The sequence below is a fragment of the Streptomyces sp. NPDC107559 genome, from assembly GCF_055657365.1.
The window spans coordinates 65,237-88,866 of record NZ_JBVKBD010000026.1 but is presented as its reverse complement, the minus strand read 5'-3'; the positions used below and the strand labels follow the sequence as shown (position 1 = coordinate 88,866).

At 70.8% G+C, this 23,630-nt stretch carries 26 protein-coding genes; 2 read left to right on the top strand and 24 right to left on the bottom strand.

What is annotated here, in order from left to right:
- Nucleotides 1-42 precede the first annotated feature (42 nt).
- The 5 genes from ACZ7OY_RS40910 to rpsB all read right to left on the bottom strand — a co-directional run bounded on the left by ACZ7OY_RS40910 (nucleotide 43) and on the right by rpsB (nucleotide 4,856).
- Nucleotides 43-1,317: a phosphatidate cytidylyltransferase gene (locus tag ACZ7OY_RS40910; protein ID WP_472250600.1), complete on the bottom strand. Its 1,275-nt coding sequence runs from the start codon at nucleotides 1,315-1,317 to the stop codon at nucleotides 43-45.
- Nucleotides 1,317-1,874: a ribosome recycling factor gene (gene frr, locus ACZ7OY_RS40905; RefSeq protein WP_351604624.1), complete on the bottom strand. Its 558-nt coding sequence runs from the start codon at nucleotides 1,872-1,874 to the stop codon at nucleotides 1,317-1,319. The genes ACZ7OY_RS40910 and frr overlap by 1 nt, the downstream gene beginning before the upstream one ends.
- Nucleotides 1,875-2,058: 184 nt before the next feature.
- Nucleotides 2,059-2,817 (bottom strand): UMP kinase, encoded by a 759-nt coding sequence (pyrH, locus tag ACZ7OY_RS40900; protein ID WP_392622992.1) that lies wholly within the window; start codon nucleotides 2,815-2,817, stop codon nucleotides 2,059-2,061.
- A 202-nt stretch (nucleotides 2,818-3,019) separates the two neighbouring features.
- Complete coding sequence (gene tsf, locus ACZ7OY_RS40895; RefSeq protein WP_472250599.1) at nucleotides 3,020-3,856, bottom strand: translation elongation factor Ts; 837 nt, start codon at nucleotides 3,854-3,856, stop codon at nucleotides 3,020-3,022.
- Between the two features lie 94 nt (nucleotides 3,857-3,950).
- Nucleotides 3,951-4,856, bottom strand: coding sequence for a 30S ribosomal protein S2 (rpsB, locus tag ACZ7OY_RS40890; RefSeq protein WP_472250598.1), 906 nt, complete (start codon nucleotides 4,854-4,856; stop codon nucleotides 3,951-3,953).
- 270 nt (nucleotides 4,857-5,126) lie between these two features.
- Here rpsB and ACZ7OY_RS40885 point away from each other — a divergent pair, with 270 nt between their 5' ends.
- On the top strand, nucleotides 5,127-5,831 hold the full coding sequence (locus tag ACZ7OY_RS40885) for a peptidoglycan DD-metalloendopeptidase family protein (protein WP_472250597.1): 705 nt from the start codon (nucleotides 5,127-5,129) through the stop codon (nucleotides 5,829-5,831).
- A gap of 138 nt (nucleotides 5,832-5,969) precedes the next feature.
- Here ACZ7OY_RS40885 and ACZ7OY_RS40880 read toward each other — a convergent pair whose 3' ends face one another.
- From ACZ7OY_RS40880 to proS, 18 genes are all read right to left on the bottom strand, one after another.
- Nucleotides 5,970-6,527 carry a TetR/AcrR family transcriptional regulator gene (locus ACZ7OY_RS40880; protein WP_351604671.1) on the bottom strand — a complete coding sequence of 186 codons (558 nt, stop codon included), beginning with the start codon at nucleotides 6,525-6,527 and terminating at the stop codon, nucleotides 5,970-5,972.
- A 144-nt stretch (nucleotides 6,528-6,671) separates the two neighbouring features.
- Complete coding sequence (gene whiG, locus ACZ7OY_RS40875) at nucleotides 6,672-7,514, bottom strand: RNA polymerase sigma factor WhiG (protein ID WP_351604635.1); 843 nt, start codon at nucleotides 7,512-7,514, stop codon at nucleotides 6,672-6,674.
- A gap of 278 nt (nucleotides 7,515-7,792) precedes the next feature.
- Nucleotides 7,793-8,983: a DNA-processing protein DprA gene (gene dprA, locus ACZ7OY_RS40870; RefSeq protein WP_472250596.1), complete on the bottom strand. Its 1,191-nt coding sequence runs from the start codon at nucleotides 8,981-8,983 to the stop codon at nucleotides 7,793-7,795.
- Complete coding sequence (locus ACZ7OY_RS40865) at nucleotides 8,980-10,602, bottom strand: YifB family Mg chelatase-like AAA ATPase (RefSeq protein ID WP_472250595.1); 1,623 nt, start codon at nucleotides 10,600-10,602, stop codon at nucleotides 8,980-8,982. The genes dprA and ACZ7OY_RS40865 overlap by 4 nt, the downstream gene beginning before the upstream one ends.
- 1 nt (nucleotide 10,603) lies before the next feature.
- Complete coding sequence (locus ACZ7OY_RS40860; protein ID WP_472250594.1) at nucleotides 10,604-11,005, bottom strand: YraN family protein; 402 nt, start codon at nucleotides 11,003-11,005, stop codon at nucleotides 10,604-10,606.
- A 77-nt stretch (nucleotides 11,006-11,082) separates the two neighbouring features.
- Entirely contained in the window at nucleotides 11,083-11,391 is a 309-nt protein-coding gene (locus ACZ7OY_RS40855; protein ID WP_003965949.1) for a DUF2469 domain-containing protein, read from the bottom strand.
- Nucleotides 11,392-11,447: 56 nt separating this feature from the next.
- Nucleotides 11,448-11,957 carry an NUDIX hydrolase gene (locus ACZ7OY_RS40850; protein WP_472250593.1) on the bottom strand — a complete coding sequence of 170 codons (510 nt, stop codon included), beginning with the start codon at nucleotides 11,955-11,957 and terminating at the stop codon, nucleotides 11,448-11,450.
- Nucleotides 11,947-12,723: a signal peptidase I gene (gene lepB, locus ACZ7OY_RS40845; RefSeq protein ID WP_472250592.1), complete on the bottom strand. Its 777-nt coding sequence runs from the start codon at nucleotides 12,721-12,723 to the stop codon at nucleotides 11,947-11,949. The genes ACZ7OY_RS40850 and lepB (ACZ7OY_RS40845) overlap by 11 nt, the downstream gene beginning before the upstream one ends.
- Before the next feature lie 117 nt (nucleotides 12,724-12,840).
- Nucleotides 12,841-13,830, bottom strand: coding sequence for a signal peptidase I (gene lepB / locus ACZ7OY_RS40840; RefSeq protein WP_472250591.1), 990 nt, complete (start codon nucleotides 13,828-13,830; stop codon nucleotides 12,841-12,843).
- Nucleotides 13,718-14,818 carry a signal peptidase I gene (gene lepB / locus ACZ7OY_RS40835; RefSeq protein WP_384724558.1) on the bottom strand — a complete coding sequence of 367 codons (1,101 nt, stop codon included), beginning with the start codon at nucleotides 14,816-14,818 and terminating at the stop codon, nucleotides 13,718-13,720. The genes lepB (ACZ7OY_RS40840) and lepB (ACZ7OY_RS40835) overlap by 113 nt, the downstream gene beginning before the upstream one ends.
- Nucleotides 14,811-15,527 carry a signal peptidase I gene (gene lepB, locus ACZ7OY_RS40830; protein WP_472250590.1) on the bottom strand — a complete coding sequence of 239 codons (717 nt, stop codon included), beginning with the start codon at nucleotides 15,525-15,527 and terminating at the stop codon, nucleotides 14,811-14,813. The genes lepB (ACZ7OY_RS40835) and lepB (ACZ7OY_RS40830) overlap by 8 nt, the downstream gene beginning before the upstream one ends.
- Nucleotides 15,528-15,572: 45 nt before the next feature.
- Nucleotides 15,573-15,923 (bottom strand): 50S ribosomal protein L19, encoded by a 351-nt coding sequence (rplS, locus tag ACZ7OY_RS40825; RefSeq protein WP_152892233.1) that lies wholly within the window; start codon nucleotides 15,921-15,923, stop codon nucleotides 15,573-15,575.
- 134 nt (nucleotides 15,924-16,057) lie between these two features.
- The gene (gene trmD, locus ACZ7OY_RS40820) at nucleotides 16,058-16,891 is read right to left on the bottom strand and encodes a tRNA (guanosine(37)-N1)-methyltransferase TrmD (protein ID WP_472250589.1); all 834 of its coding nucleotides are present in this window, start codon (nucleotides 16,889-16,891) and stop codon (nucleotides 16,058-16,060) included.
- Nucleotides 16,888-17,445, bottom strand: coding sequence for a ribosome maturation factor RimM (gene rimM / locus ACZ7OY_RS40815; RefSeq protein WP_472250588.1), 558 nt, complete (start codon nucleotides 17,443-17,445; stop codon nucleotides 16,888-16,890). The genes trmD and rimM overlap by 4 nt, the downstream gene beginning before the upstream one ends.
- 141 nt (nucleotides 17,446-17,586) lie before the next feature.
- Nucleotides 17,587-17,826 (bottom strand): RNA-binding protein, encoded by a 240-nt coding sequence (locus tag ACZ7OY_RS40810; RefSeq protein WP_095579114.1) that lies wholly within the window; start codon nucleotides 17,824-17,826, stop codon nucleotides 17,587-17,589.
- Between the two features lie 2 nt (nucleotides 17,827-17,828).
- On the bottom strand, nucleotides 17,829-18,248 hold the full coding sequence (rpsP, locus tag ACZ7OY_RS40805; RefSeq protein ID WP_469391085.1) for a 30S ribosomal protein S16: 420 nt from the start codon (nucleotides 18,246-18,248) through the stop codon (nucleotides 17,829-17,831).
- A gap of 273 nt (nucleotides 18,249-18,521) precedes the next feature.
- On the bottom strand, nucleotides 18,522-19,121 hold the full coding sequence (locus ACZ7OY_RS40800; RefSeq protein WP_351604660.1) for a hypothetical protein: 600 nt from the start codon (nucleotides 19,119-19,121) through the stop codon (nucleotides 18,522-18,524).
- 261 nt (nucleotides 19,122-19,382) lie between these two features.
- Entirely contained in the window at nucleotides 19,383-20,798 is a 1,416-nt protein-coding gene (gene proS / locus ACZ7OY_RS40795) for a proline--tRNA ligase (RefSeq protein WP_472250587.1), read from the bottom strand.
- A 198-nt stretch (nucleotides 20,799-20,996) separates the two neighbouring features.
- Here proS and ACZ7OY_RS40790 point away from each other — a divergent pair, with 198 nt between their 5' ends.
- Nucleotides 20,997-21,860: an SAM-dependent methyltransferase gene (locus ACZ7OY_RS40790; RefSeq protein WP_472250586.1), complete on the top strand. Its 864-nt coding sequence runs from the start codon at nucleotides 20,997-20,999 to the stop codon at nucleotides 21,858-21,860.
- Between the two features lie 112 nt (nucleotides 21,861-21,972).
- Here ACZ7OY_RS40790 and ffh read toward each other — a convergent pair whose 3' ends face one another.
- Entirely contained in the window at nucleotides 21,973-23,523 is a 1,551-nt protein-coding gene (gene ffh, locus ACZ7OY_RS40785) for a signal recognition particle protein (RefSeq protein ID WP_472250585.1), read from the bottom strand.
- Nucleotides 23,524-23,630 lie beyond the last annotated feature (107 nt).

Sequence of the window (23,630 nt, the reverse complement as noted above, 5' to 3'; positions counted from 1 at the left end):
AACTGCGGAAGGGGTGGTGACGAAGACGGACGGAAGCGGCCGTCAGCCGGAGCCCACGAAGATCACGAGCAGCAGCCACACCACGGGAGCCGTGGGCAGCAGCGAGTCCAGCCGGTCCATGATGCCGCCGTGTCCCGGCAGCAGCGTGCCCATGTCCTTGATGCCGAGGTCCCGCTTGATCATGGACTCGCCGAGGTCGCCGAGCGTCGCGCTGGCGGCCACCGCGAGGCCGAGCAGGAGCCCCTGCCACCACGCGCCGTCGTCGATCAGGAACTGCATGCACAGCGCGCCCGCGACCATGGCGAACGACACCGCGCCCAGCAGCCCCTCGCGGGTCTTGCCGGGGCTGATGCGCGGGGCCAGCTTGGTCTTGCCGAAGCGCCAGCCGACGGCGTACGCGCCGGTGTCGCTGACCACCGTCAGCAGCAGGAACGTCAGGACCCGCCACGGTCCGTCGTCGGCCGTCAGCATCATCGCCACGAAGGTGGCCAGGAACGGCACGTAGAAGGCGGCGAAGACGCCCGCGGTGACGTCCTTGAGGTAGCCCTCCGGCGGTTCGGTCATCCGCCATACGAGTACGGCCAGCGACGTGAGAGCCATGGCGACCCAGGCGCCCTCCGCCCCGCTGACGTAGCCGGCGACGACCATCGCCGCGCCGCCGACCGCCAGCGGCACGAGGGGGGCCTTGATCCCCTTGCGCTCCTGGAGACGGCTGGTCAGCTCCCAGAGGCCGACGACCACGGCGACCGCCACGACGCCGACGAACACGGCCTTGACGACGAACAGCGAAGCGATGATCACCGCACCGAGCCCGACGCCGACGCCTATGGCCGCGCCCAGGTCACGGCCCGCGCTCTTCTTCTGCGGTGCGGGCGCCGGGTGAGAGGCGTCGGGCATGGGCTCCGGTTTCTGCGGCACCGCCGCAGGGGGCTGTGCCGACGGGATCTCGTCGCGGTACGGCTGGTGGCCGTACGTCTGGTCTGGGGAGGACTGGTCCCGGAAGGACTGATCCTGGAAGGGGTGGTCCTGGAAGGACTGGTCTCGCAAGGGTTCGTCTCGGTACGGCTGGTCGTGGAACGGTCGGTCGTGGAACGGCCCGTCCCGGAACGGGGGGCCGCTCGACGAAGCGGCCCCCCGGTCGTCATCCTGGTCGCCGCCGTACGCGGGCAGGCCGGGCACGATGGGCATGGGGCGAGTGTGCTGCGCCTCAGGCGCATCGTACGCGGGACCCGCCGGGACAGCCCCCTGGGCAGGCCCCTGGTCGGACGGCCCCCAGTACCCGGTTCGGGGCGGTGCTCCCCAGGAAGAGTCGTTCATCAGACCTCGAGAAGCTCAGCTTCCTTGTGCTTCAGGAGCTCGTCCACCTGGGCGACGTACTTCGCGGTGGTGTCGTCGAGCTCCTTCTCCGCACGGCGGCCCTCGTCCTCGCCGACCTCGCCGTCCTTGACCATCTTGTCGATGGCGTCCTTGGCCTTGCGGCGCACGGAACGGATCGAGACCTTGGCGTCCTCGCCCTTGGTCTTGGCGACCTTGATGTAGTCCTTGCGGCGCTCCTCGGTCAGCTCGGGGAACACCACTCGGATGATGTTGCCGTCGTTGCTCGGGTTGACGCCCAGGTCGGAGTCGCGGATCGCCTGCTCGATGTTGCGCAGGGCGCTCTTGTCGAACGGGGTCACGACGGCCATGCGCGGCTCCGGCACGGAGAACGAGGCCAGCTGGTTGATCGGCGTCAGCGCGCCGTAGTAGTCGGCCACGATCTTGTTGAACATCGCCGGGTGCGCACGCCCGGTGCGGATCGCGGCGAAGTCCTCCTTGGCGACCACGACGGCCTTCTCCATCTTCTCCTCGGCCTCGAGGAGGGTCTCTTCGATCACCACTTGCTCCTGCGTGTCTTGAGTAGGCCCGGCTTCGGTTCCCTGCGGGGACCCGGCGGCCGGCTGCGTCGCGTCTTCTTCCTGCACGGTTCCCGACCGGCAGGACATTGTCCATCCCCCGGTCGGGGTCCGTCCCGTCCGTCCCCGGACGGGTGTCGTCCCCGCGGGCGAGGTCGTGCTCCGGTCAGTTCCGGCTGCTCTGGTCACCCACGAGCGTGCCGATCTTCTCACCCTTGACGGCGCGCGCGATATTGCCCTCCGCCAGAAGCTCGAAGACCAGGATCGGAAGCTTGTTGTCACGGCAGAGCGTGATGGCGGTGGCGTCGGCGACCTTGAGCTCGCGGGTGATGACCTCGCCGTAGCCGAGAGCGTCGAACTTGACCGCGTCCGGGTTCGTCTTCGGGTCGGAGTCGTAGACGCCGTCCACGCCGTTCTTGCCCATCAGCAGGGCCTCGGCGTCGATCTCCAGGGCGCGCTGCGCGGCGGTGGTGTCGGTGGAGAAGTACGGCATGCCCATACCGGCGCCGAAGATGACCACGCGGCCCTTCTCCAGGTGCCGCACGGCGCGCAGCGGGATGTACGGCTCGGCGACCTGGCCCATGGTGATGGCGGTCTGGACCCGGCTGTCGATGCCCTCCTTCTCCAGGAAGTCCTGGAGGGCGAGGCAGTTCATCACCGTGCCGAGCATGCCCATGTAGTCGGAGCGCGCGCGGTCCATGCCGCGCTGCTGGAGTTCGGCGCCACGGAAGAAGTTGCCGCCGCCGATGACGACCGCGATCTCCGCACCGTCACGGACGACGGCCGCGATCTCCCGGGCGATCTTGTGCACCACGTCGGGGTCCACACCCAGGCCCCCGCCACCGGCGAAAGCCTCTCCGGACAGCTTCAGCAGAAACCGGCCGCCTACTTTGCCGTCGTCGCTCTTCTGGGCCTTCGTGGTCATGGAGATCCGCCTCTTTCACGTGGTGCACATACGAAGAAGGCCATTGCCGGTGGGATGTGGTTCGCAACCCGTGCGCGGCAATGGCCTCCTCGTCAGATCTGCTGTCGTCCGTCACGCGCGTGCGTGACGACGCCGTACGCGGACGACTGCTTCGACCCTAGCGAAGTTCCACCAGGAGTCGCGCGCCGATCGCGATACGGACTCAGATGCCGACCTTGATGCGCGAGAAGCGCTTCAGGGTGACACCCGCCTCGTCCAGAACCTTCTGGACCGACTTCTTGTTGTCGAGCGCGTACGGCTGGCCGAGCAGCGTGGCGTCCTTGAAGAAGCCGTTCAGACGACCCTCGACGATCTTCGCGATCGCGGCCTCGGGCTTGCCCTCGGCGCGGGTGGTCTCCTCGGCGATACGACGCTCGGAGTCGACGACCTCGGCCGGGACGTCCTCCTGGGCGAGGTACTTCGGCGCGAAGGCGGCGATGTGCTGGGCGACACCGCGGGCGACCTCGGCGTTCGGCTTGTCCAGCTCGACGAGGACACCGATCTGCGGGGGCAGGTCGGGCATCGTGCGGTGCATGTACGCGGCCACGAAGCCGTCGGCGAACTGCGCGAAGCGGTCCAGGACGATCTTCTCGCCGAGGTTGGCGTTGGCCTCGTCCACGAACGCCTGGACGGTCTTGCCGGGCTCGATCTCGGAGGCGAGCAGCGCCTCGATGTCGGCCGGGGAGGTCTTGGTGACGTGCTCGGCGATGGCCTTGGCCACGGCCTGGAACTTCTCACCCTTGGCGACGAAGTCCGTCTCGCACTTCAGCTCGACGAGGACGCCGGCGGAGTTGTCGTCGGCGATGATCGAGACCACGGCGCCGTTCTCGGCGGAGCGGCCCTCGCGCTTGGCGACGCCCTTCTGGCCCTTGATACGGAGCGCCTCGACGGCCTTGTCGACGTTGCCCTCGGCCTCGTCCAGCGCCTTCTTGCAGTCCATCATGCCGGCGCCGGTGAGCTCGCGGAGCTTCTTGACGTCAGCGGCGGTGTAGTTCGCCATGATTCCTGGAATCTCTCTCGGAGTCTGAAGATCTACGGGCTGGACGGCGGGGGCTGTGCTGCCCCCGCCGTCCGGACCCGAAGGAGTGAGGGGGTCAGGCCTGCTCGGCGTCCGCGGCAGGGGCCTCTTCGGCCGGAGCCTCGGCCGCAGCCTCGGCGGGAGCCTCGGTGGCCGCAGCCTCAGCGGCGGGGGCCTCGGCGGCGGGGGCCTCGGCCTCGTCGGCCTTCTTCTCGCCCTCGAGCAGGTCGCGCTCCCACGCGGCGAGCGGCTCGCCCGCGCCCTTCTCGCCCTTGTCGCCGGTGGCGACGCCGGAACGGGCGATGAGGCCCTCGGCGACGGCGTCGGCGATCACACGGGTGAGCAGGGTGACGGAGCGGATCGCGTCGTCGTTGCCCGGGATCTTGTAGTCGACCTCGTCGGGGTCGCAGTTGGTGTCGAGGATGGCGACGACCGGGATGTTGAGCTTCCGGGCCTCACCGACCGCGATGTGCTCCTTCTTGGTGTCCACGATCCAGACGGCGCTGGGCACCTTCTGCATCTCGCGGATACCGCCGAGGGTCTTCTCCAGCTTGGCCTTCTCGCGCGAGAGCACGAGAAGCTCCTTCTTGGTGAGACCGGAGGCCGCGACGTCCTCGAAGTCGATCTGCTCGAGCTCCTTGAGGCGCTGCAGACGCTTGTAGACGGTGGAGAAGTTGGTGAGCATGCCGCCCAGCCAGCGCTGGTTGACGTAGGGCATGCCGACGCGGGTGGCCTGCTCGGCGATGGCCTCCTGCGCCTGCTTCTTCGTGCCGACGAACATGACCGTGCCGCCGTGGGCGACGGTCTCCTTGACGAACTCGTAGGCGCGGTCGATGTACGACAGCGACTGGAGCAGGTCGATGATGTAGATGCCGTTGCGCTCGGTGAAGATGAAGCGCTTCATCTTCGGGTTCCAGCGACGGGTCTGGTGACCGAAGTGGACGCCGCTTTCCAGCAGCTCCCGCATCGTGACGACGGCCATGGCCGTTCTCCTTGAGTTTCTCGGTTGCCGCGGATACCGGACGGCATCCGCGCCTGACGCCCGCGGTGCGCCGTGCCGCAAAGGACCGAGGGGCGCTGACAGGGACCGTTGCCGGCCGCCCTGTCGGGGCGTGCGAAGTCGACCCGGTGACCCGGATCGCCAGAAGAAGTGTACGGGACCGGGGAGGTGACGGGTGACGCCGCTGTCCACAACCGGCGAGTAGCCCACAGATGCCGGTCATGTCCGGATGTTCTGCGGGACGGTTCCCCTATGCCTCTGACACCCCGGACGCGTACGAAACGACGGTCGCGTCTGTCGCTCCTGCCGCCGGCCGCCCTGCCGTCACTGGCCCTGGCGGCCCTGCCCGCGCTGGCCCTGCCCGCCTTGGCCCTGGCGGCCCCGCCGTCGGCCGCTCGCGCGAACGCCGCGGACGTGCCGACGACGGCTCGCGCAGGTGCCGCCGTCCCGTCGGCGCCCGCCCGGGCCGGCGCCCCGCCCGGGTTTTCGGACCCGGTGCCCGCCCTCGCGCGCGCCTGGCCGGTGGGGTCGCGCCCCCAGGTCCTGCGCGGCTGGGAGCCACCCGCGACGGACTACGGCCCCGGTCACCGTGGTGTCGACCTGGCGGCCGAGCCGGGCGAGCCGGTCAGGACGGTGGCCGCGGGCCGGGTCTCCTTCGCGGGCCGCGTGGCCGGCCGGGGTGTCGTCGCGGTGGAATTGACGGGCACGGGCGAGCCGCCCCTGCGCACGACCTACGAGCCGGTACGGCCGTCCGTGGCGAAGGGCGACGCACTGGAGGCCGCGGACCAGGTCGGCACGGTGGAGGCAACCGGCGGACACTGCCCGGTCGGCTGCGTGCACTGGGGCCTGCTCAGGGGGCGGCGCTACCTGGATCCCCTGTCCCTGCTGCCGCCCCGGCTGCTGCGCCGGGGCCCGTCGAGACTGCTGCCGGTGCTGGGCGTCCCGCTGCCCCGCTGACCTGCTCCGCCCGGACGCACCCATCCCCGACCTGCGCGCCCCGCGGCACCCGCGCGGCACGGACGGATGCGCGGGTGCGGGCGGGGGCCGGGAGCACGGGCGGGCAGCGGTACGCCGTCCGCCGCACGCCCGGCGGGCTCAGCCCCGGACTCCTCGCAGCACCATGCCGACCGCCGCTTCGGTGATCGCCGAAGGATCCTCCGCGGCGCCGAGCTCGATCCGCCGCACCGCCGCGTCGACCAGCCCCTGGAGCAGCATCGCCGCCAGCCGCGGCTGGGCGTGCCCCATCTCGCCCAGCGCCTCGACGATCATCGCCACGAGCCCGCCGTGCGCGGCCCGGATCTTCTCCCGGGCGCCCGCGTCGAGCTCGCTCGCGGAGATCGCCACCACGGCCCGGTGGCGGCGGTCGCCGACCAGCGCGAGCTGCCGGCGCACATACGCCTCGACCTTGGCCTCCGGGGTGGCCGCCGCGGCCATCGCCGCCGACACCTCCGCCGCCCAGACCGGGAAGTCGACCTCGCACAGCTCCTCGACCACGGCGGCCCGGGAGCGGAAGTACTCGTACACGGAAGAACGCGCGAGCCCCGTCCGCTCGGCGAGGGCCGGGAAGGTCAGCGCTTCCGTCCCGCCCTCGGACAGCAGGGACCGTGCGGCGTCCAGCAGGGCGGCTCGCTGCATCGACCGGTGCTCGGCCACAGAGGCCGCTCGAATCCTTGGCACGTCAACCACTGTACGGACGTACCACCGTCGGCGGGAGCGACTCCCCCCGACGCGTCCCGCAGCATCCCGCTGCGGCCCTCCGTGCCCCACTGCGGCCCGTCGTGCCCCGCCTCGGCCGGGTCAGCGTCCGAAGCTCGCCAGCTTCGCGCGCAGCTGGAGCACGGACTTGGTGTGGATCTGGCTGACCCGGCTCTCGGTCACCCCGAGCACGTTGCCGATCTCGGCGAGGGTGAGGCCCTCGTAGTAGTACAGCGTGACGACGGTCTTCTCCCGGTCGGGCAGGGTGTTGATCGCCCGTGCCAGGAACCGCCGCAGCTCGCGGTCCTCGGCCACCTCCACGGGATCGTCGGCGGCGGTGTCCTCCAGGGTGTCCATGAGGCTGAGCCGGTCGCCGCCCTCCCCGCCGACATGCAGCAACTCCTCCAGGGCCACCACGTTTGCCAGCGACAGCTGCCCGAAGACCGCGTGCAGTTCGTCCACCGCGATGCCCAGTTCGGCGGCCACCTCGGTCTCCGTCGGTGTGCGGCGCAGCCGGGCCTCCAGGGTGGCGTAGGCCCGTTCCACGTTGCGCGCCTTCTGCCGTACCGACCGCGGGATCCAGTCCAGCGCCCGCAGCTCGTCGATCATCGCGCCCCGGATCCGCGTGATCGCGTACGTCTCGAACTTGATCTCGCGGTCGACGTCGAACTTCTCGATCGCGTCGATCAGCCCGAACACCCCCGACGACACGAAGTCCGCCTGCTCGACGTTGGGCGGGAGTCCGACGCTCACCCGTCCCGCCACGTACTTGACCAGCGGCGAGTAGTGCAGGATCAGCTGCTCGCGCAGCCGCTCGTCCCCCGTCGTCTTGTAGGACCGCCACAGCTCGTCGAGTGTCGAGGGAGCCGGCGGCCGCACGCTGCCACCGTCGCGGGCGGCTGGGGGGATCGCCGCCCGGTCGGACCCGGAGGTGTGCTGGGGCATTCGTCGCCTTGTGCCGTTCTGCCGTGGAGGAGGTGAACCAGGGGGACTGGGTGGAAGGTCGGGCTGGTACGAGTTGGTGGTCCGTGTCCGGATCCTTGTGAGCGTAGCGTGACTGGGGAGTCGCGGTGAGCGAAGAAGGGGGCCGGCGCCGTGCGCAGATACGTTCTTCTGGACGCTCCACCGAGGCGCGCCGGTCGCCCCGGCGGACTGCCGGAAAGCATCAACTGCGTGAATTCCCAAGGGCTTAGGGCATCCCCCGGACGGCCGAACCCATCGGGTCAGCGCGGACCGTGACCGGCCCCGAGGGAGATCATCGACTCGCGTGTCAACTTCCAGCCGTCGCCGTGTCGTTCGACGTAACCGAGTGCGCGCAGTTCGTACAGTCTCGCGATCGCGTCGTCCTCGGTCGTCTGCGCGCCGCGCGCGATCTCGCCCACGGCCGCGTCCCGGTGTGCGGGCAGCGCGGCCAGTACCCGTCGGGCGGCGGGCTCCAGCAGGTCGCGCGGGAGCACCGGACCGCGCCGGACCGGCGCCAGCTCGCCCATCTCGCCCACCTGTTCGACGATCTCCGCCGCGTCCGTGACCAGGACGGCGCCGTCGCGCAGCAGTTCGTGCGCCCCGGCCGAGAGGCCACTGGTGGCCGGTCCCGGTACCGCCATGGTGTGCCGGCCCATCCGCTGTGCCGCCCGCGCCGTGACCAGCGAGCCGCTGCGGCAGGCCGCCTCGACGACCACGGTTCCCCTGGTCAGCGCGGCGATCACCCGGTTGCGCACGATGAACCGGCTCGGTGTCGGGTGATCGCCGGGCGGTAACTCCCCGACGACCAGACCCTGTTCCGCGATCCTGGTGAGCAACGCGGTGTGTCCGCGCGGATAGGGCCGGTCGACACCGCAGGCGAGGACGGCGACGGTGGCCCCGCCGGCGCCGAGGGCTCCCCGGTGCGCGGCGCCGTCGATGCCGTAGGCGCCGCCGGAGACCACCACCCAGCCGCGCTCGGCCAGTCCGGCGGCGAGGTCGGCCGCCATGTGGGCGCCGTACTGGGTGCAGGCGCGTGCGCCGACCAGGGCGACCGAGCGCAGTGCCCATATCCGCAGGCTGGGGCGGCCGCGCAGCCACAGCCCCAGCGGACGGGCGTCGCCGAGGTCGTCGAGCGGGCCGGGCCACTCCCCCGCGCCGGGCTCCACGAACCGCACCCCGGCCGCCCGGGCGACGGCCAGGTCCCGCGCGGGCTCGGCCCGCTCGGCCCGCGCCCGCAGCCCCGTCCACCGCTGTGCGCTCACCCCGGGCAGCGGCGGACCGTCCCGCAGCCGCCGCGCCACCTCCCGCACCCCGTGCTCGCGCACCCACCTTCCGCCGATCTCGTCCCCGGGTTCGATGACCCGCGTGAGCAGGACCCGGGCCAGCAGGTCGGCGTCCGGGCCGTCCGCCGTACCGGGGACCGTTCCGTCCGGGCCGGCGGCGCCGCTCATGTCAGGGCTCCGATGGCCATCGGCACGCCGCGCGGCACGCCCGTGCGCAGTTGTACGGCGAGCGCGACGTCCGTCGCGTCGGGCCGGTCATGGCCGACGAGGTCCGCGACGGTCCAGGCGACGCGCAGGACCCGGTCGAGCCCGCGCGCCGTGAGCACGCCGCGTTCCAGGTTGCGTTCGGCCTCGTCCATCGCTCCGGCCACGGCGTGGAAGCGGGAGCGCAGTTCCCGTCCCGGCACCTCGCTGTTGGTCCGCCAGGGGCTGCCCGCGTATCTGGCGGCAGCCCGCTCGCGCGCCGCCCGCACCCGGTCGGCGACGGTCGCCGTGGACTCGCCCGCCGCACCGCGCCGCGCGAGCTCGGCCCGGCCCACCGGTTCGACCTCGACGCGCAGGTCGACCCGGTCGAGCAGCGGACCGGAGAGTTTGGCCTGGTAGCGCCGGACGGCCGAGGGAGGGCACTCGCACAGCGTGTCCCGCAGCGAGAGACGTCCGCAGGGACAGGGGTTGGCCGCGAGGACCATCAGGAATCTCGCCGGGAACCGCACCACCCCCGCACTGCGGGCGATGACGACATGGCCCGACTCCAGGGGCTGGCGCAGGGCGTCGAGGGCCCGGCTGCTGAACTCCGGACTCTCGTCGAGGAAGAGCACACCGCGATGGGCGAGCGAGACCGCGCCGGGCCGGGCGATGCCGGCGCCTCCGCCGACGAGGGCCTGCATGGTGGCCGAGTGGTGCGGCGCGCAGTAGGGCGGGACGTCGATCAGGGGCTTGCCCGGGGGCAGCAGTCCGGCCACCGAGTGGACGGCCGTGACCTCCAGCGACTCCTCCCGCACCAGCCGGGGCAGGACCGCGGGCAGCCGCTCCGCGAGCATGGTCTTGCCCGCGCCGGGCGGGCCCTCGAGGAAGAGATGGTGTCCGCCCGCGGCGGCCACCTCCACCGCGGTGCGCGCGGAGATCTGGCCCACGACGTCGGCGAGGTCGTGCCCCTGGCCGTACACGGCGTGCAGGCCGTGCATCCCGGTGGCCGCTCCCGCTCCGGGCATGCGCAGGCCGGCCAGGAGCGGGCCCGGGCGTCCCGGTTCGTCGGGGTCCTCGTCGGGGACCGGTTCGTCGGTCAGCACGGCGATCAGCTGCCGCAGGCTGCGCACGCCGAGCACCGAGACACTGGGGACCAGGGAGGCCTCCGCGGCAGCGGACTCCGGCACGACCACCTGCTCGAACCCGGCGTCCGCCGCGGCGAGCACGGCCGGCAGGACGCCCCGCACGGGCCGGACCCGTCCGTCCAGGCCCAGCTCGCCGATCATCACGACGTCCGCGAGCGCACGCGGGTCGATGCGTTCGGCGGCCCCCAGTACCGCACAGGCGACGGCGAGGTCGAACCCCGAGCCCGCCTTCGGTACGGACGCCGGGCTCAGCCCGACCGTGAGCTTCTTCTGCGGCCACTCGCCGCCCGAGTTCACCACCGCCGCCCGGACCCGGTCGCGGCTCTCCGTCAGGCTCTTGTCCGGCAGCCCGACCAGGGTGAAGGCCGCGATGCCGGGTTCCAGGTCGGCCTGCACCTCCACGACCACGCCCTCGACGCCCACCAGCGCCACCGAACACGTACGCGCGAAGCCCATGTCAGGCCACCCCCCGCAGATGCTCGGCCACGGGTGCGCCGCGGCGCGGCAGCAGCACGGCGACCAGGTCGATACGGACCCCGCCGGGCGGCGCTCCCCCGTGCTCCTGCGTCCACCGCTGGGCCAGTGCGCGCAGGCGGTGCGCCTTGGCCGGGGTGACCGCCTCCGCGGGGTGCTGGAAGGGGCCTGCTCGGCGGGTCTTGACCTCGCAGATCACCAGGACGTCGCCGTCCCTGGCGACGATGTCGATCTCGCCGGTCCTGCCGCAGCGCCAGTTGCGCTCCAGGACGGTCAGTCCGGCTTCCGTCAGCCGCCGCGCGGCCAGCTCCTCGCCATACCTGCCGAGTGCGTTGCGTGCCTGCTGTGTGCTCATGTCGGCACCACCTCCGGCACCCACGGTCACGCGTCCGCCCCAACGAAGTGGATCTTCGTTGACTACTCGGCGGTTGTGGATATCCGCGTCACCCCTGCGGGGGACCGTCAGCCGCCCGGCAGCTCCAGATCGCTCTTGTTCAGCTCCTCGATGTTCACGTCCTTGAACGTCAGTACGCGGACCTGCTTCACGAACCGGGCCGGCCGGTACATGTCCCAGACCCAGGCGTCCGCCATAGACACCTCAAAGAACACCTCACCCTGGACCGAGTGCACCTGCATCTCGTAGTCGTTGGTCAGGTAGAAACGCCGTTCGGTCTCGATCACGTATTTGAACAGACCGACGACATCGCGGTACTCCCGGTAGAGCTTCAGCTCCATCTCGGTCTCGTACTTCTCGAGGTCCTCGGCGCTCATGGCATGTTCCCCTTCAGCCGTGCGATCCCACCATTGTGCGCCAGCACCGGGTGCACCTAGACGATTTCTGTGTCAAGGATCTCGGGTCCGGCCGGGGGACCCTCGTCGAGCACCCTGCGCAGCAACGCGGCAAGCCTGGTCGGATACACCGTCTCATGCGCCTGGCTCAGTTCCTCACACGTCCACCAGCGTGCTCCGGCCACACTGCGCCGTTCCAGCTCGGTGAGCGCCACCGCCCGCGTCGCCGTCTGGGTCGTACGGGCCAGGTAGTACCACTCGTCCTGGTCCCAGCGGCGGCCGGCGAACGGGAAGGAGCACCGGCGCCGCCACAGCACCGGACCGAGCTCGACCTCGGTGATGCCGGTCTCCTCCGCGAGTTCCCGCAGCGCCGCCTGTTCCCGGGTCTCGTCGCCCTCCAGACCGCCGCCGGGCGTGAACCACCAGTCGTCGGCCGGATCGTCCGGCTCGTGACCGTGCAGCAGCAGGATGCGGTCCTCGGGATCGAGCAGCACGACCCGGGCCACCCGGCGCGGTCCGTCGCCGGGGCCCTCCAGGTCAGCGGGCACCGGCGGGTTCCTTCCGGGAGCGCCCGAGGCGGCCCAGCAGCTTGGCCACGGGCCCGTAGGCGCCTCCGGCCAGGACCAGCACGCCGCCGCCGACGATCATGAGCCCGATGGTGCGCAGCGGCCCCGGCTCGGAGAGGGCGCCGAGCGTCTCGAAGCCCGTGGGGCGCTTCAGCATGCCCCGCATGGGCCAGATGACGGCATCGACACGGGCGCTCACCGCGCTGCTCGCCACGGTGCCGCGGGCGGCGTCCGTGAGGTGCGCGGTGGAGTCCAGCGAGCCCAGCCGCTCGTCACCGAGGAGGAAGAGGCGCCCCGCAGGGACCGTCACGGTCGGGAAGTCCTTGATCTCGGCCAGGCTGCCCTTGGGCAGATACGGCTCCTCGATCTGCTTGCCGTTGACCGTCAGCTTGCCGTTCGTGCAGCAGGCGACCGTGTCCCCGCCGACCGCGACCACCCGCTTGACCACGGCGGAGTTGTCGACCCAGGTGCTGTCGCGGAAGACCACGACATCGCCCCGGCGCACCTCCCCGGCGTCGACGCTCTGCGCCAGCACCCGGTCGCCGGCGGCGATGGTGGGGGTCATCGAACTCGTGGGGACGGTGTACGGCCGGTAGGTCAGCGCCGCCCAGGCGAATCCGGCCAGGAACAGCACGAGGCCCAGCGCGACGGCCAGGCCGGACAGACGCTGTCCGGTCCGGCTGCCCACCGGGACCGTGCTGGTGCCGCCGCTGCGCGGGGCCGTACGTGTAGTGCTCTCGCCACCCATGGACCCGCACCCTACCCGGCGGTACCGAACCGGGGCAGCCCCTCTCCTGTCACCGGAGTCACAGGCTCCACCGCGACTTCGAGGGGCGGGCCGGGCGCGGGCGCGTGCCCGTCTTGCTCAGCGGGCCTCGGACGCCGCCTTCAGGCTGCGCCGGCGCCGCCACACCGCGACCGGCACCACACCGGCCAGGGCGACGCCCTGCGGGGCCACCGTCAGGGCGGCGGCGGCCGTGGTCTGGTCGTTGATGCCGGGCTGGTCGAAGGTGTCCGGGATCGGCAGCGTGCCCCAGCGGGTGATCGGCCAGGCCTTGACGATGGCGCGGCCGACGACCTTGTCCACGGGGACCATGCCGTGGTTCTTGTCGCTCTGGTTGTAGCGCGAGTCGCGGGAGTTCTGCCGGTGGTCGCCCATGACCCAGAGGTAGCCCTCGGGCACCTTCACCTTGAACTGGCCTCCCACGTCGTCGACCGTGCACGGGGTGTTGCCGGGGTAGACGAACGACGCGTCGTTGAGCGGCTTGCCGTTGACCAGCAGCGGGCCCGTGCCCTTGCACTCGACCGTGTCGCCGCCGACGCCGATGACCCGCTTGATCAGGTCCTTCTCCTCCGCCGAGGGCATCAGGCCGATCCAGCTGAGGACGGTCTGAAGGGCGTTCGGATTGGCCGTGGGCTCGCCCGCCAGCCAGTCGTCGGGGTCGTGGAAGACGACGACCTCGCCGCGCTCGGGCTTCGAGCCGAACCAGGGGGTCAGCTTGTCGACCAGGACGCGGTCACCCTGCTGGAGGGTGTCCTGCATCGAGTCGGAGGGGATGGAGAACGCCTGCACCAGGAACGTCTTGATCAGCAGGGCGAGGACCAGAGCGATGCCGATCAGGATCGGCAGCTCCTTCCAGAAGGAGCGCTGCTTGCGCTGCGCGGGCGCAGAGCCGCCCGATCCGCGGCCCTCGGTCTGGTCGAGCTCGTCCATCATCGTGCCGTCCTCGGCCGTTCCGGCGTCATTCCCGGAGGTCACGGCGCTGTCCGCGGCCGGGACATCGGCTCCCGCAGGACGCCCACGATGCTCCTCGCCGTCGTGTCCGGACCGTGCGCCAACCGCCACATCCCCCACGCCAACTCCTTACTCCGTGCCGCCGCCTGTCCCGTATGCGGTACAGGCCCACCACTCCCATAACGAGCGGGAGTTCCGCAGGGGTCGGGAGTTGGATCGATCCGTTCGGACCTTCTGAGGCAACCCTATGCGACAGCCGGGGGGCAGCAGTCGTCCCGGACCCCGAGTCGGACACGGAAGAGAAGGTTTGTGGCTCCTTGAGCCGGTTCCAGTGACCGAGCGGCCAGGCGATCACCATGGCTCGGCCCACCACCTCGTCCTCGGAGACCGTGCCGCCGTAGTCGGTGTTCTGGTGGTAACGGGAGTCCGCGGAGTTGGCCCGGTGGTCGCCCATCACCCACAGCCGCCCGGTGGGCACGGTGATGTCGAACTTGATGTCCGACGGGTCGTTCCCCGGATAGAGATAGTCCGACTCGCTGAGCGGGACGCCGTTGACGGTCAGCCGCCCCTGCGCGTCGCAGCATTTGACATGGTCCCCGCCGACCCCGACGACCCGCTTGATGAGGTCCTTCTCGTTGTCGGACGGGAGCAGGCCGATGAAGGTCAGCCCCTCCTTCACCTGCTTGACGACCACCGGGTCGTCCTTCTTCACGGTGGTCTGCTCGTCCTGGAGCCAGCCGCCGGGATCCTTGAACACCACGACGTCACCGCGCTGCGGCGTGGAGCCGAACCACGGCGTGAACTTGTCGACGAGCACCCGGTCGCCGATGCGGATCGTCTGCTCCATGGAGCCCGAGGGGATCACGAACGCCTGGACGAGGAACGTCTTCAGCACCAGCGCGATGAGGACCGCGACACCGACGAGGAGGGGTATCTCCCTGACCGCGCCGCGTCTGCGTTTCCGCTTGACCTTGCGCTGGAGCTTGCGCCGCTCGGCCCGGCTGCGGCCCGCGGACGCGCCGCCGCCGGCGGCGCGCCGGGCGCCGGTGGGCAGGAGATTGTCGACGGCGGAGGGCTGGACGCCGCGCGGTCGGCCGCGGTTACCCATGCGTGCCCTCCGCGGCGGGCACGCGCGCGTAGCCGCCGGGACGCTGCAGACGGGTGAGGTGGCCGGCCGGCCAGACGATCCAGTCGGCCCGGCCGATCACGGCGCCCACGGGGATCATGCCGCCGCCCGGTGAGCCCAGGTGGTCGCGGGAGTCGCTGGAGTCGCTGCGGTGGTCACCCAGGACGAACAGCGTGCCCTCGGGCACGTCCACGTCGAAGGACACCGAGGACGGGCTGTCGCCGGGGTACAGGAACGTCGACTCGTCGACCGACCTGCCGTTCACCTGGATCCTCCCCTCCTTGTCGCAGCAGAGCACGTGGTCTCCCCCTACACCCACAACGCGTTTGATGTAGTCGGCGTGCCCGAAGTACCCGGTGCCGTCGAAGACGACGACATCGCCGCGCTGCGGCGGGGCACCGAAACGGTACGCCAACTTATCTACGAGAACGCGGTCCCCGATCCTCAATCCGTTCTCCATGGATCCGCTCGGAATCTGGAACGGTTGCACCACGAACGTGTTGAGGAGCAGCAAAAACACCAGGCAGAGCAGCACGCCCAGGGAGAGGCGTCCGCCCGGCAGCCACTCGGTGATCCACGACACCAACGCAGAACGCGACCGTTCCTCCGGCCCCTGTGTGTCCGGGATCTCTGCGGATCCGGAAGGGCGGGAGGAGCGGTCGCGCTCGGTCGGCTGTGCTTCGGTGTCCATCGGAGCCAGATGTTATCCGGCTCCGCCGTGAACCCCGACGCGCGATCAGTTGTCGCGCTTCTCCTTGATCTTCGCGGCCTTGCCGCGCAGCTCACGGAGGTAGTACAGCTTCGCGCGACGCACGTCACCGCGGGTGACGAGCTCGATCTTCTCGACGATCGGGGTGTGCACCGGGAAGGTGCGCTCGACGCCGACGGAGAACGAGACCTTGCGGACCGTGAAGGTCTCGCGGACACCGGCGCCCTGGCGACGGATCACCACGCCCTTGAACTGCTGCACACGGGAGCGGTTGCCCTCGATGACGCGGACGTGGACGTTGACGGTGTCACCCGGGCGGAAGGCCGGGAGGTCGCTGCGCAGCGACGCGGCGTCGACGGAGTCGAGCAGGTGAGACATTTTGTCTGCTTTCTTCGGTGATGCCACAGGTCATCAACGGAAGCTAGGTGTTCTGGACGAATGCCGTGCGGGTCGGAACGGGCGTCGTGTCCCCCTGTGGCAGGGGCGCACGCCGGACGGCGCACAACAGCGGCCTATTCTTCCATGCTCTCGGTGCGCTGCCAAAATCGGCCGTACGGCTCGCCTGCCGGATCCGGCGCCCAGCCCAGGATGGAGAGCATCTCGCGGTCCTTCTTGTCGAAGGCGGCGGGGTCACAGCGCTCGATCAGGTCGGGCCGGTGGGCCGTGGTGCGCTTCAGCGCCTCGTCCCGGCGCCAGCGGGCGATCTTCCCGTGGTGCCCGCTGAGCAGCACCTCCGGGATCTCCCGGCCGCGCCACTCGGGCGGCTTGGTGTAGACGGGCCCCTCCAGAAGGCTGGCCATGGCGCCGGGCGCGAAGGAGTCGTCGCGGTGGGACTCGGCGTTGCCGAGCACACCGGGCAGCAGCCGCGCGACGGCTTCCGTGATGACCAGGACGGCCGCCTCGCCGCCGGCCAGGACGTAGTCGCCGATGGACACCTCGTGGACCGGGATCCGGGTGGCGTACTCGTCGACGACCCGGCGGTCGATGCCCTCGTAGCGGGCCGGTGTGAAGATCAGCCAGGGGCGCTCGGCGAGTTCGACGGCGAGTTCCTGGGTGAAGGGGCGGCCGCTGGGCGTGGGGACGATCAGCGTGGGCGTGTGGGCGCCCGACTCGTAGCCGTCGGCCAGGGCGGTGTCGAGGGCGTCGGCCCAGGGGCCGGTCTTCATGACCATGCCGGGGCCGCCGCCGTACGGGGTGTCGTCGACCGTGTTGTGGCGGTCGTACGTGTGGGCGCGCAGATCGTGCACGTGGACCTTGAGCTGTCCACGCGCGCGTGCCTTGCCGACGAGCGAGACGTTCAGCGGTTCGAGGTACTCGGGGAAGATCGTGACGACGTCGAGCCTCATGCGTCGTCGCCCTCGGCCGTGTCGCGGGCGGAGGCGATCTCCGCGCGGTCGTCGATCAGGCCGGGGGGCGGGTCGATGACGGCCCGCTGCTCCTCCAGGTCGATCTCGGTGACGATCTCCTCGACGAAGGGGATGAGGACCTCGGTGCCGTCGGGGCGCTCGACGATGAACAGGTCCTGCGAGGGCAGGTGCGAGATCTCGGTGATCCGGCCGACCTCGGTGCCGTCCACCGTCACCACGTCCAGGTCCATCAGCTGGTGGTCGTAGTACTCGTCCTCGTCCTCGGGCCGCTCGTCGGGGTCGACGTCGGCGATGAGGAGGATGTTGCGCAGGGCCTCGGCGGCGTTCCGGTCGCGTACGCCCGCGAAGCGCAGCAGGAGGCGGCCGCTGTGGACGCGGCCCGTCTCGATGGTCAGCGGGCCGGCCGAGGCCGGGTCGGTGGCCAGGACGGCGCCGGGCCCGAGCCGCAGTTCCGGCTCGTCGGTTCGTACCTCGACGGTGACCTCGCCCTTGATGCCGTGGGCGCGGCCGATCCGAGCGACTACCAGCTGCACTGTGCTTGCTCTCCTGTCATACGACTCATCCCCTACGACTCGGCCGACGGGTACCACGGGCCGTGCGACGTCGGCCGGTACGACATCGGGCCGGGGACGGCCCAGTGGCCCTCCCCGGCCCGAGCCGGTGCTGCGAATGCGTCAGCGGACTTGGTCCACGTCGACGAGGTCGACGCGGACACCGCGGCCGCCGATGGCACCCACGACGGTGCGCAGAGCGCGCGCGGTGCGGCCGTTGCGGCCGATCACCTTGCCGAGGTCGTCGGGGTGGACCCGGACCTCGAGAACGCGTCCGCGACGCAGGTTGCGCGAGGCGACCTGCACTTCGTCGGGGTTGTCGACGATGCCCTTCACGAGGTGCTCGAGAGCCTCCTCGAGCATGCTCAGGCCTCGGTCGACGCGGACTCGGCCGCGGCCTCGTCCTTCTTCTCAGCCTTCTTCTTCTGGGTGATGGCCTCACCCTTGCCCTCGTCGTCGCCACCGAGGGCGTCGAACGACGGACGCACGGCCTTCGGAGCGGCAACGAGCAGCGGAGCCGGGGCGGGCTCGCCCTTGAACTTCTGCCAGTCGCCGGTCTTCTTCAGGATGGCGAGCACGGGCTCGGTCGGCTGGGCGCCGACACCGAGCCAGTACGCGACGCGGTCGGCGTCGACCTCGATGATCGAGGGGTTGTACGTCGGCTGGTACTTGCCGATCTCCTCGATGGCCCGGCCGTCACGGCGGGTACGGGAGTCGGCGACGACGATGCGGTAGTGAGGCGCACGGATCTTGCCCAGACGCTTCAGCTTGATCTTGACTGCCACGGAAGTGGTGTCTCCTGGTCTTGACGTGGGTGGGCACGGCGAGATGGCCGCGTGGGGTTGCGGTACCCGAGTGCCCGATGGACGCGTCAGCCGGAGGAGAGAGGGGTCCTGTGCGACTGTCGAGTACAGCTAGACATTCTGCCACACCTTGAGAGGTACGTCCGTCGGAGGGCTCCCTGGCATGCCTGAGGCGCACCCGGCGCCGGCAGGGCCGTCCGCCAGGTGCACCTCGGTCCGCGCCTGACGGCGCGGCTGCCACGAGCAGCCGCGCCGTCAGCTCGCCGCACCCACGATCTCGGGAATCCGGAACGGCTTCCCGCAGCCGCCGCACACGATCGGCGCCTGGGCCAGGACGGAGGGGACGACCCGTACGTTGCGGCCGCAGTCGCAGACCGCCTTCACGCGCACCCCGCCGCCGGAGGAGCCGTGCCGGGCGGCCGGGCCGCGGAAGGCGCGGGTGGTGTCGGAGGAGGTGGCCACGGTGTGCGCCTTCAGGGCGCGCTGGAGGCGCTCCATGGTCGGGCGGTAGCGGCGCTTCGCCTCGGGACTGAGCGTGACCAACGAGAATCCGCTGCTGGGGTGCGGCTCCTCGGAGTGGTCCAGGCCCAGTTCCTCGGCGATCGCGAGGAATCTGCGGTTGTGGTAGCGGCCGGCACGGGAGGTGTCGCGGACACCGCGGGCGGCGGCGATGCCGTGGACTGCTTCATGGAGCAGTCGCTCGAAGGAGAGTTCGTGCCCGCACGCGGACGACGACTCCCCGATCAGGGACTCTGGCGCGGCAAGGTCGGGCAGTTCGGGGTGGTACCGCTGAATATCGGCCCACGCCTCTGCCAGCTCTGCGGCGAGAACAGGTGGTGTCTGTGTCGTGCTCACGTAATGACAACGAGCCTGAGGGCCCGTGTGTTCCGATTCCGGGCCATCTCAAATAATTTGCACGTACCCGTCAGTTGCCGCTGATGCGTCCCGACGAGGGCGGGTGCGCTGATCTGCGGATAAGCCGCACAGCTCGTAACAAGCTGGTGCGTAGGCTGACGTACGCCCCGGCGCGTAGACAATGTCCACGCGCCGGAACTCCTGTGGTCCGCGGATGCGCAAGACGTCTTTCGGTCGCTCTGGTGGCCTGAGGACGCTACCTCAGTAAGCGCGCGCGACGATCGCGACGTTACCGGGTGCGTCACCGTCGTCCGGCACCGACCCGTCCTCGGCGACCAGACAGCGTACGGTCACCGCGTGCTCGGCCAGTGCGGCCTCGCCCGCCTCGCCCAGCGCCGCCCACGGGATGCGCGCCCAGCCGCCGCCGACGGCGGCCTCGACGGCCTCCGCGAACGTCGACACCTCCGAGGTGCGCGACTCACGGCGTTCGCGGGACTGGCGCAGCAGCAGCGCCTGGTCCTCGTCGAGGATCCCGGGCAGTGCCGCGGCGAGGGCGTCGATCGCCATCGGCTGCTTGCCCCCCGGGATGCGCCGGACCAGCGTCGCGGTGCCGTTCGCCAGGTCACGGGGGCCGATCTCGATGCGGACCGGCACGCCCTTCAGCTCCCAGTCGACGGCACGCCGGCCGAACGGGACGTCCGTACGGTCGTCGACCCGGACGCGGATCCCGGCCGCCCGCAGCCGGTCGCCGAGTTCGCGGACCTTGGCCAGAACGGTCTCGTCGTCCTTGACCGCCAGCACGACGGCCTGGATCTGCGCCAGCCGGGGCGGCACGCGCAGCCCGCTGTCGTCGCCGTGCATCATCACCAGGGCGCCGATCATGCGGGTGGTCGAACCCCAGGACGTCTGCCACACCAGTTCCTGCCGGCCGTCCTTGGACAGGTACGAGGTGTTGAAGGCCTTGGCGAAGTTCTGGCCCAGTTCATGGCTCGTGGCCATCTGAAGTGCCTTGCCGTCACCCATCATGCCTTCGAGGGTGAGGGTGTTGACGGCGCCCGCGAACCGTTCCTTGACGGTCTTGCGGCCGGGCACGACGTCCATGGCGAGCACGTTCACCATGAAGTCCTCGTAGACCTCGCGGTGGATGCGGGCGGCGAAGGCGCGCGCGTCCTCGTACGTCGCGTGCGCCGTGTGGCCCTCCTGCCACAGGAACTCCGACGTCCGCAGGAAGAGCCGGGGCCGCAGCTCCCAGCGCACCACGTTCGCCCACTGGTTGATCAGCAGGGGCAGGTCGCGGTAGCTCTGCACCCACTTCGAGAAGTAGTCGTTGACGATCATCTCGGAGGTGGGCCGGACGACGGCCGGCTCCTCCAGCTCCTTGCCGCCGCCGTGCGTGACCACGGCGAGCTCCGGCGCGAATCCCTCGACGTGGTCGGCCTCCCTGGTGAGGTACGACTGCGGGATCAGCAGCGGGAAGTAGGCGTTCTGGGTGCCGGTCTCCTTGATGCGGGCGTCCATCTCGGCCTGCATCCGCTCCCACAGGCCGTACCCGTACGGTCGAATCACCATGCTGCCGCGCACCGGGCCGTTGTCGGCCAGTTCGGCCTTGGCGATCAGATCCTGGTACCAGCGCGGAAAGTCGTCCGCCCGGGGCGTGAGTACGGGTGCCTTTGCCATGGCGCGATGGTACGGGCCCACATTGCCGGGATGTGAATTCTCGCCACCCGCGCCAACAACCCGCAAAGCGGACTCCGCGACCCCTGGACGGCATCGCGAGCCGGGAGTTTCCTGGCATACGGAGGGTGTGCGCGCGCACGTCACAGGGTGACGGATCGGAGCGCGGCGCCGACTCCCGACGGATTGGGGCGCTTTCCTATGACACCTACGCTCGTGCGGCAGCACCTTCCTCACGCGGGCCCGGCGCCCCGTGTCGACCTGGCTGCACGCGCGCGTGACTGGTCCGAGATCCAGGAACGCATGTTGGTTCCGCTCTACGAGGCCGCCTACGAGCGGCTGGAAGTGGGCCCCGGCACGCGGCTGCTCGGCCTAGGCTGCGGCTCCGGGCTGGCCCTGCTGATGGCCGCGTCCAGAGGCGCCTCGGTCACCGGTGTCGAATCCTCCTCCCCCGAACGGCTGGCCCTGGCGCGCCGACGGCTGCTGCCGGCCGCGTGGGACACGCACGCGCGTACCGGCACGCGGGCGCGGCTCGTGGCCGGGTCGCCCAAGAACGCGGCCGACGCGGGGACGGCCCCGTTCAACCTGGTGACCGCCTTCGAGCCCATCGGGTGCCTCGCGGGCGACTCCGACGGGCTCGCCCGGCTGCTCACCGCGGCGACGCCGTCGGCCGAACGGGGCACGCCGGTGGTGCTGGCCGGCTGGGGGCCACCGGAGCGCTGCGCCACGTCGTCCGTGCTGCGGGTGGCCGCGCGGCTCGCCGATCCGCTGCGCGGTACGGACGGCCCGCGCCGCGCCCGGCGCGACGACCTGGAGGAGGTCGCCCAGCAAGCCGGTCTCAAGCCGGACGGTTCGGGGCGCGTGGCGTGCCCCTTCGGGTACGCCGACATGGACAGCGCGGTACGCGGGCTGCTGTCGACGGGGCTGTTCGACGCGGCCGTCGCCGCCACCGACCAGGCGCAGGTCGACAAGGAACTGACGGAGGCGCTGCACCCCTACCGGCGCACGGACGGAACGGTCTGGATGCCGAACGTCTTCCGCTACCTGATAGCCCGCACGCGGTAAGGGCCCGCGGCACGGGACGGTGCCGAAAGCCGGTGCAGACGCACGTACGGCGCCGGGGTGGGTACCCCGACGCCGTATCGCAACAGCTTCCGGTTCGCGGACCGGCGCTCGATCAGCCCATGAACTTCTTGAACTCGTCGGGCAGCTCGAAGTCCTTGGCGCCCTGCTGCGGCAGCCCGAGGGCACCGCCGCCCTGGGCGGCGGCCTCGCGGCGCTGGGCCTCCTCCAGCTCCTGCTGCTTGCGCTTCATCGGGTTGCCGGAGCGCTGCTTGCCCTTGGCCTGCTTCGGCTGCTTCTTGGTCCGGCCGGCCCCGCCGCCCATGCCCGGCATCCCGGGCATCCCCGGCATGCCGCCGCCCTGGGCCATCCGGGACATCATCTTGCGGGCCTCGAAGAAGCGCTCGACCAGGCCCTTGACCGCGCTGACCTCGACGCCGGAGCCCTTGGCGATACGGGCGCGGCGCGAGCCGTTGATGATCGTCGGGTCCTGGCGCTCGCCGGGCGTCATCGACTTGATGATCGCGCCGACGCGGTCGACGTCCCGCTCGTCCAGGTTGTTGATCTGGTCCTTGATCTGGCCCATGCCCGGGAGCATGCCGAGCAGCTTGGAGATGGAGCCCATCTTCCTGACCTGCTCCATCTGGGCCAGGAAGTCGTCCAGGGTGAAGTCCTGGCCCTTCTTGGACGCCAGCTTCGAGGCCATCTTCTCGGCCTCTTCCTGGCTGAACGTCTTCTCCGCCTGCTCGATCAGGGTGAGCAGGTCACCCAGGTCGAGGATGCGGGAGGCCATCCGGTCAGGGTGGAACGCGTCGAAGTCGTCGAGCTTCTCGCCGTTCGACGCGAACATGATCGGCTTGCCGGTGATCTGCCGGATCGACAGGGCCGCACCACCGCGGGCGTCGCCGTCGAGCTTGGACAGCACCACGCCGTCGAAGCCGACGCCGTCGCGGAAGGCCTCGGCGGTGTTGACCGCGTCCTGACCGATCATCGCGTCGACGACGAAGAGGATCTCGTCCGGGGAGACCGCGTCCCGGATGTCCGCGGCCTGCTGCATCATGTCCTGGTCGATGCCCAGCCGGCCCGCGGTGTCCACGATCACGATGTCGTGGACCTTGCTCCGGGCGAACTCCATGGAGTCCTTGGCGACCTTGACCGGGTCGCCGACGCCGTTGCCGGGCTCCGGGGCGTAGACCGCGACACCGGCGCGCTCGGCGACGACGCTGAGCTGGTTGACGGCGTTGGGGCGCTGGAGGTCGGCAGCGACCAGCAGCGGGGAGTGGCCCTGGTCTTTCAGCCACTTGCCGAGCTTGCCCGCGAGCGTGGTCTTACCGGCACCCTGGAGACCCGCGAGCATGATCACGGTCGGCGGCTGCTTGGCGAACCGCAGACGCCGGGTCTCGCCGCCGAGGATCGTGACCAGCTCGTCGTTGACGATCTTCAGGACCTGCTGGGCCGGGTTCAGGGCCCTGGAGACATCGGCGCCGAGGGCGCGCTCCTTGACGTTCTTGATGAACGTGCGGACGACCGGGAGGGCGACGTCGGCTTCGAGCAGGGCGATGCGGATCTCGCGCGCCGTGGCGTCGATGTCCGCTTCGCTCAAGCGCCCCTTGCCGCGCAGATTCTTGAAGGTGGCGCTGAGGCGGTCAGAGAGGGTATCGAACACGGCGACGTCGGTCCTCGGGGTCGGGGGCGATGTGAGTGCCTTCCAGGGTATCCGGCCCCGCAGGAAATTCGTCCCCGCCCGCCGAATGGGCGAGCGGGGCCGCGCTC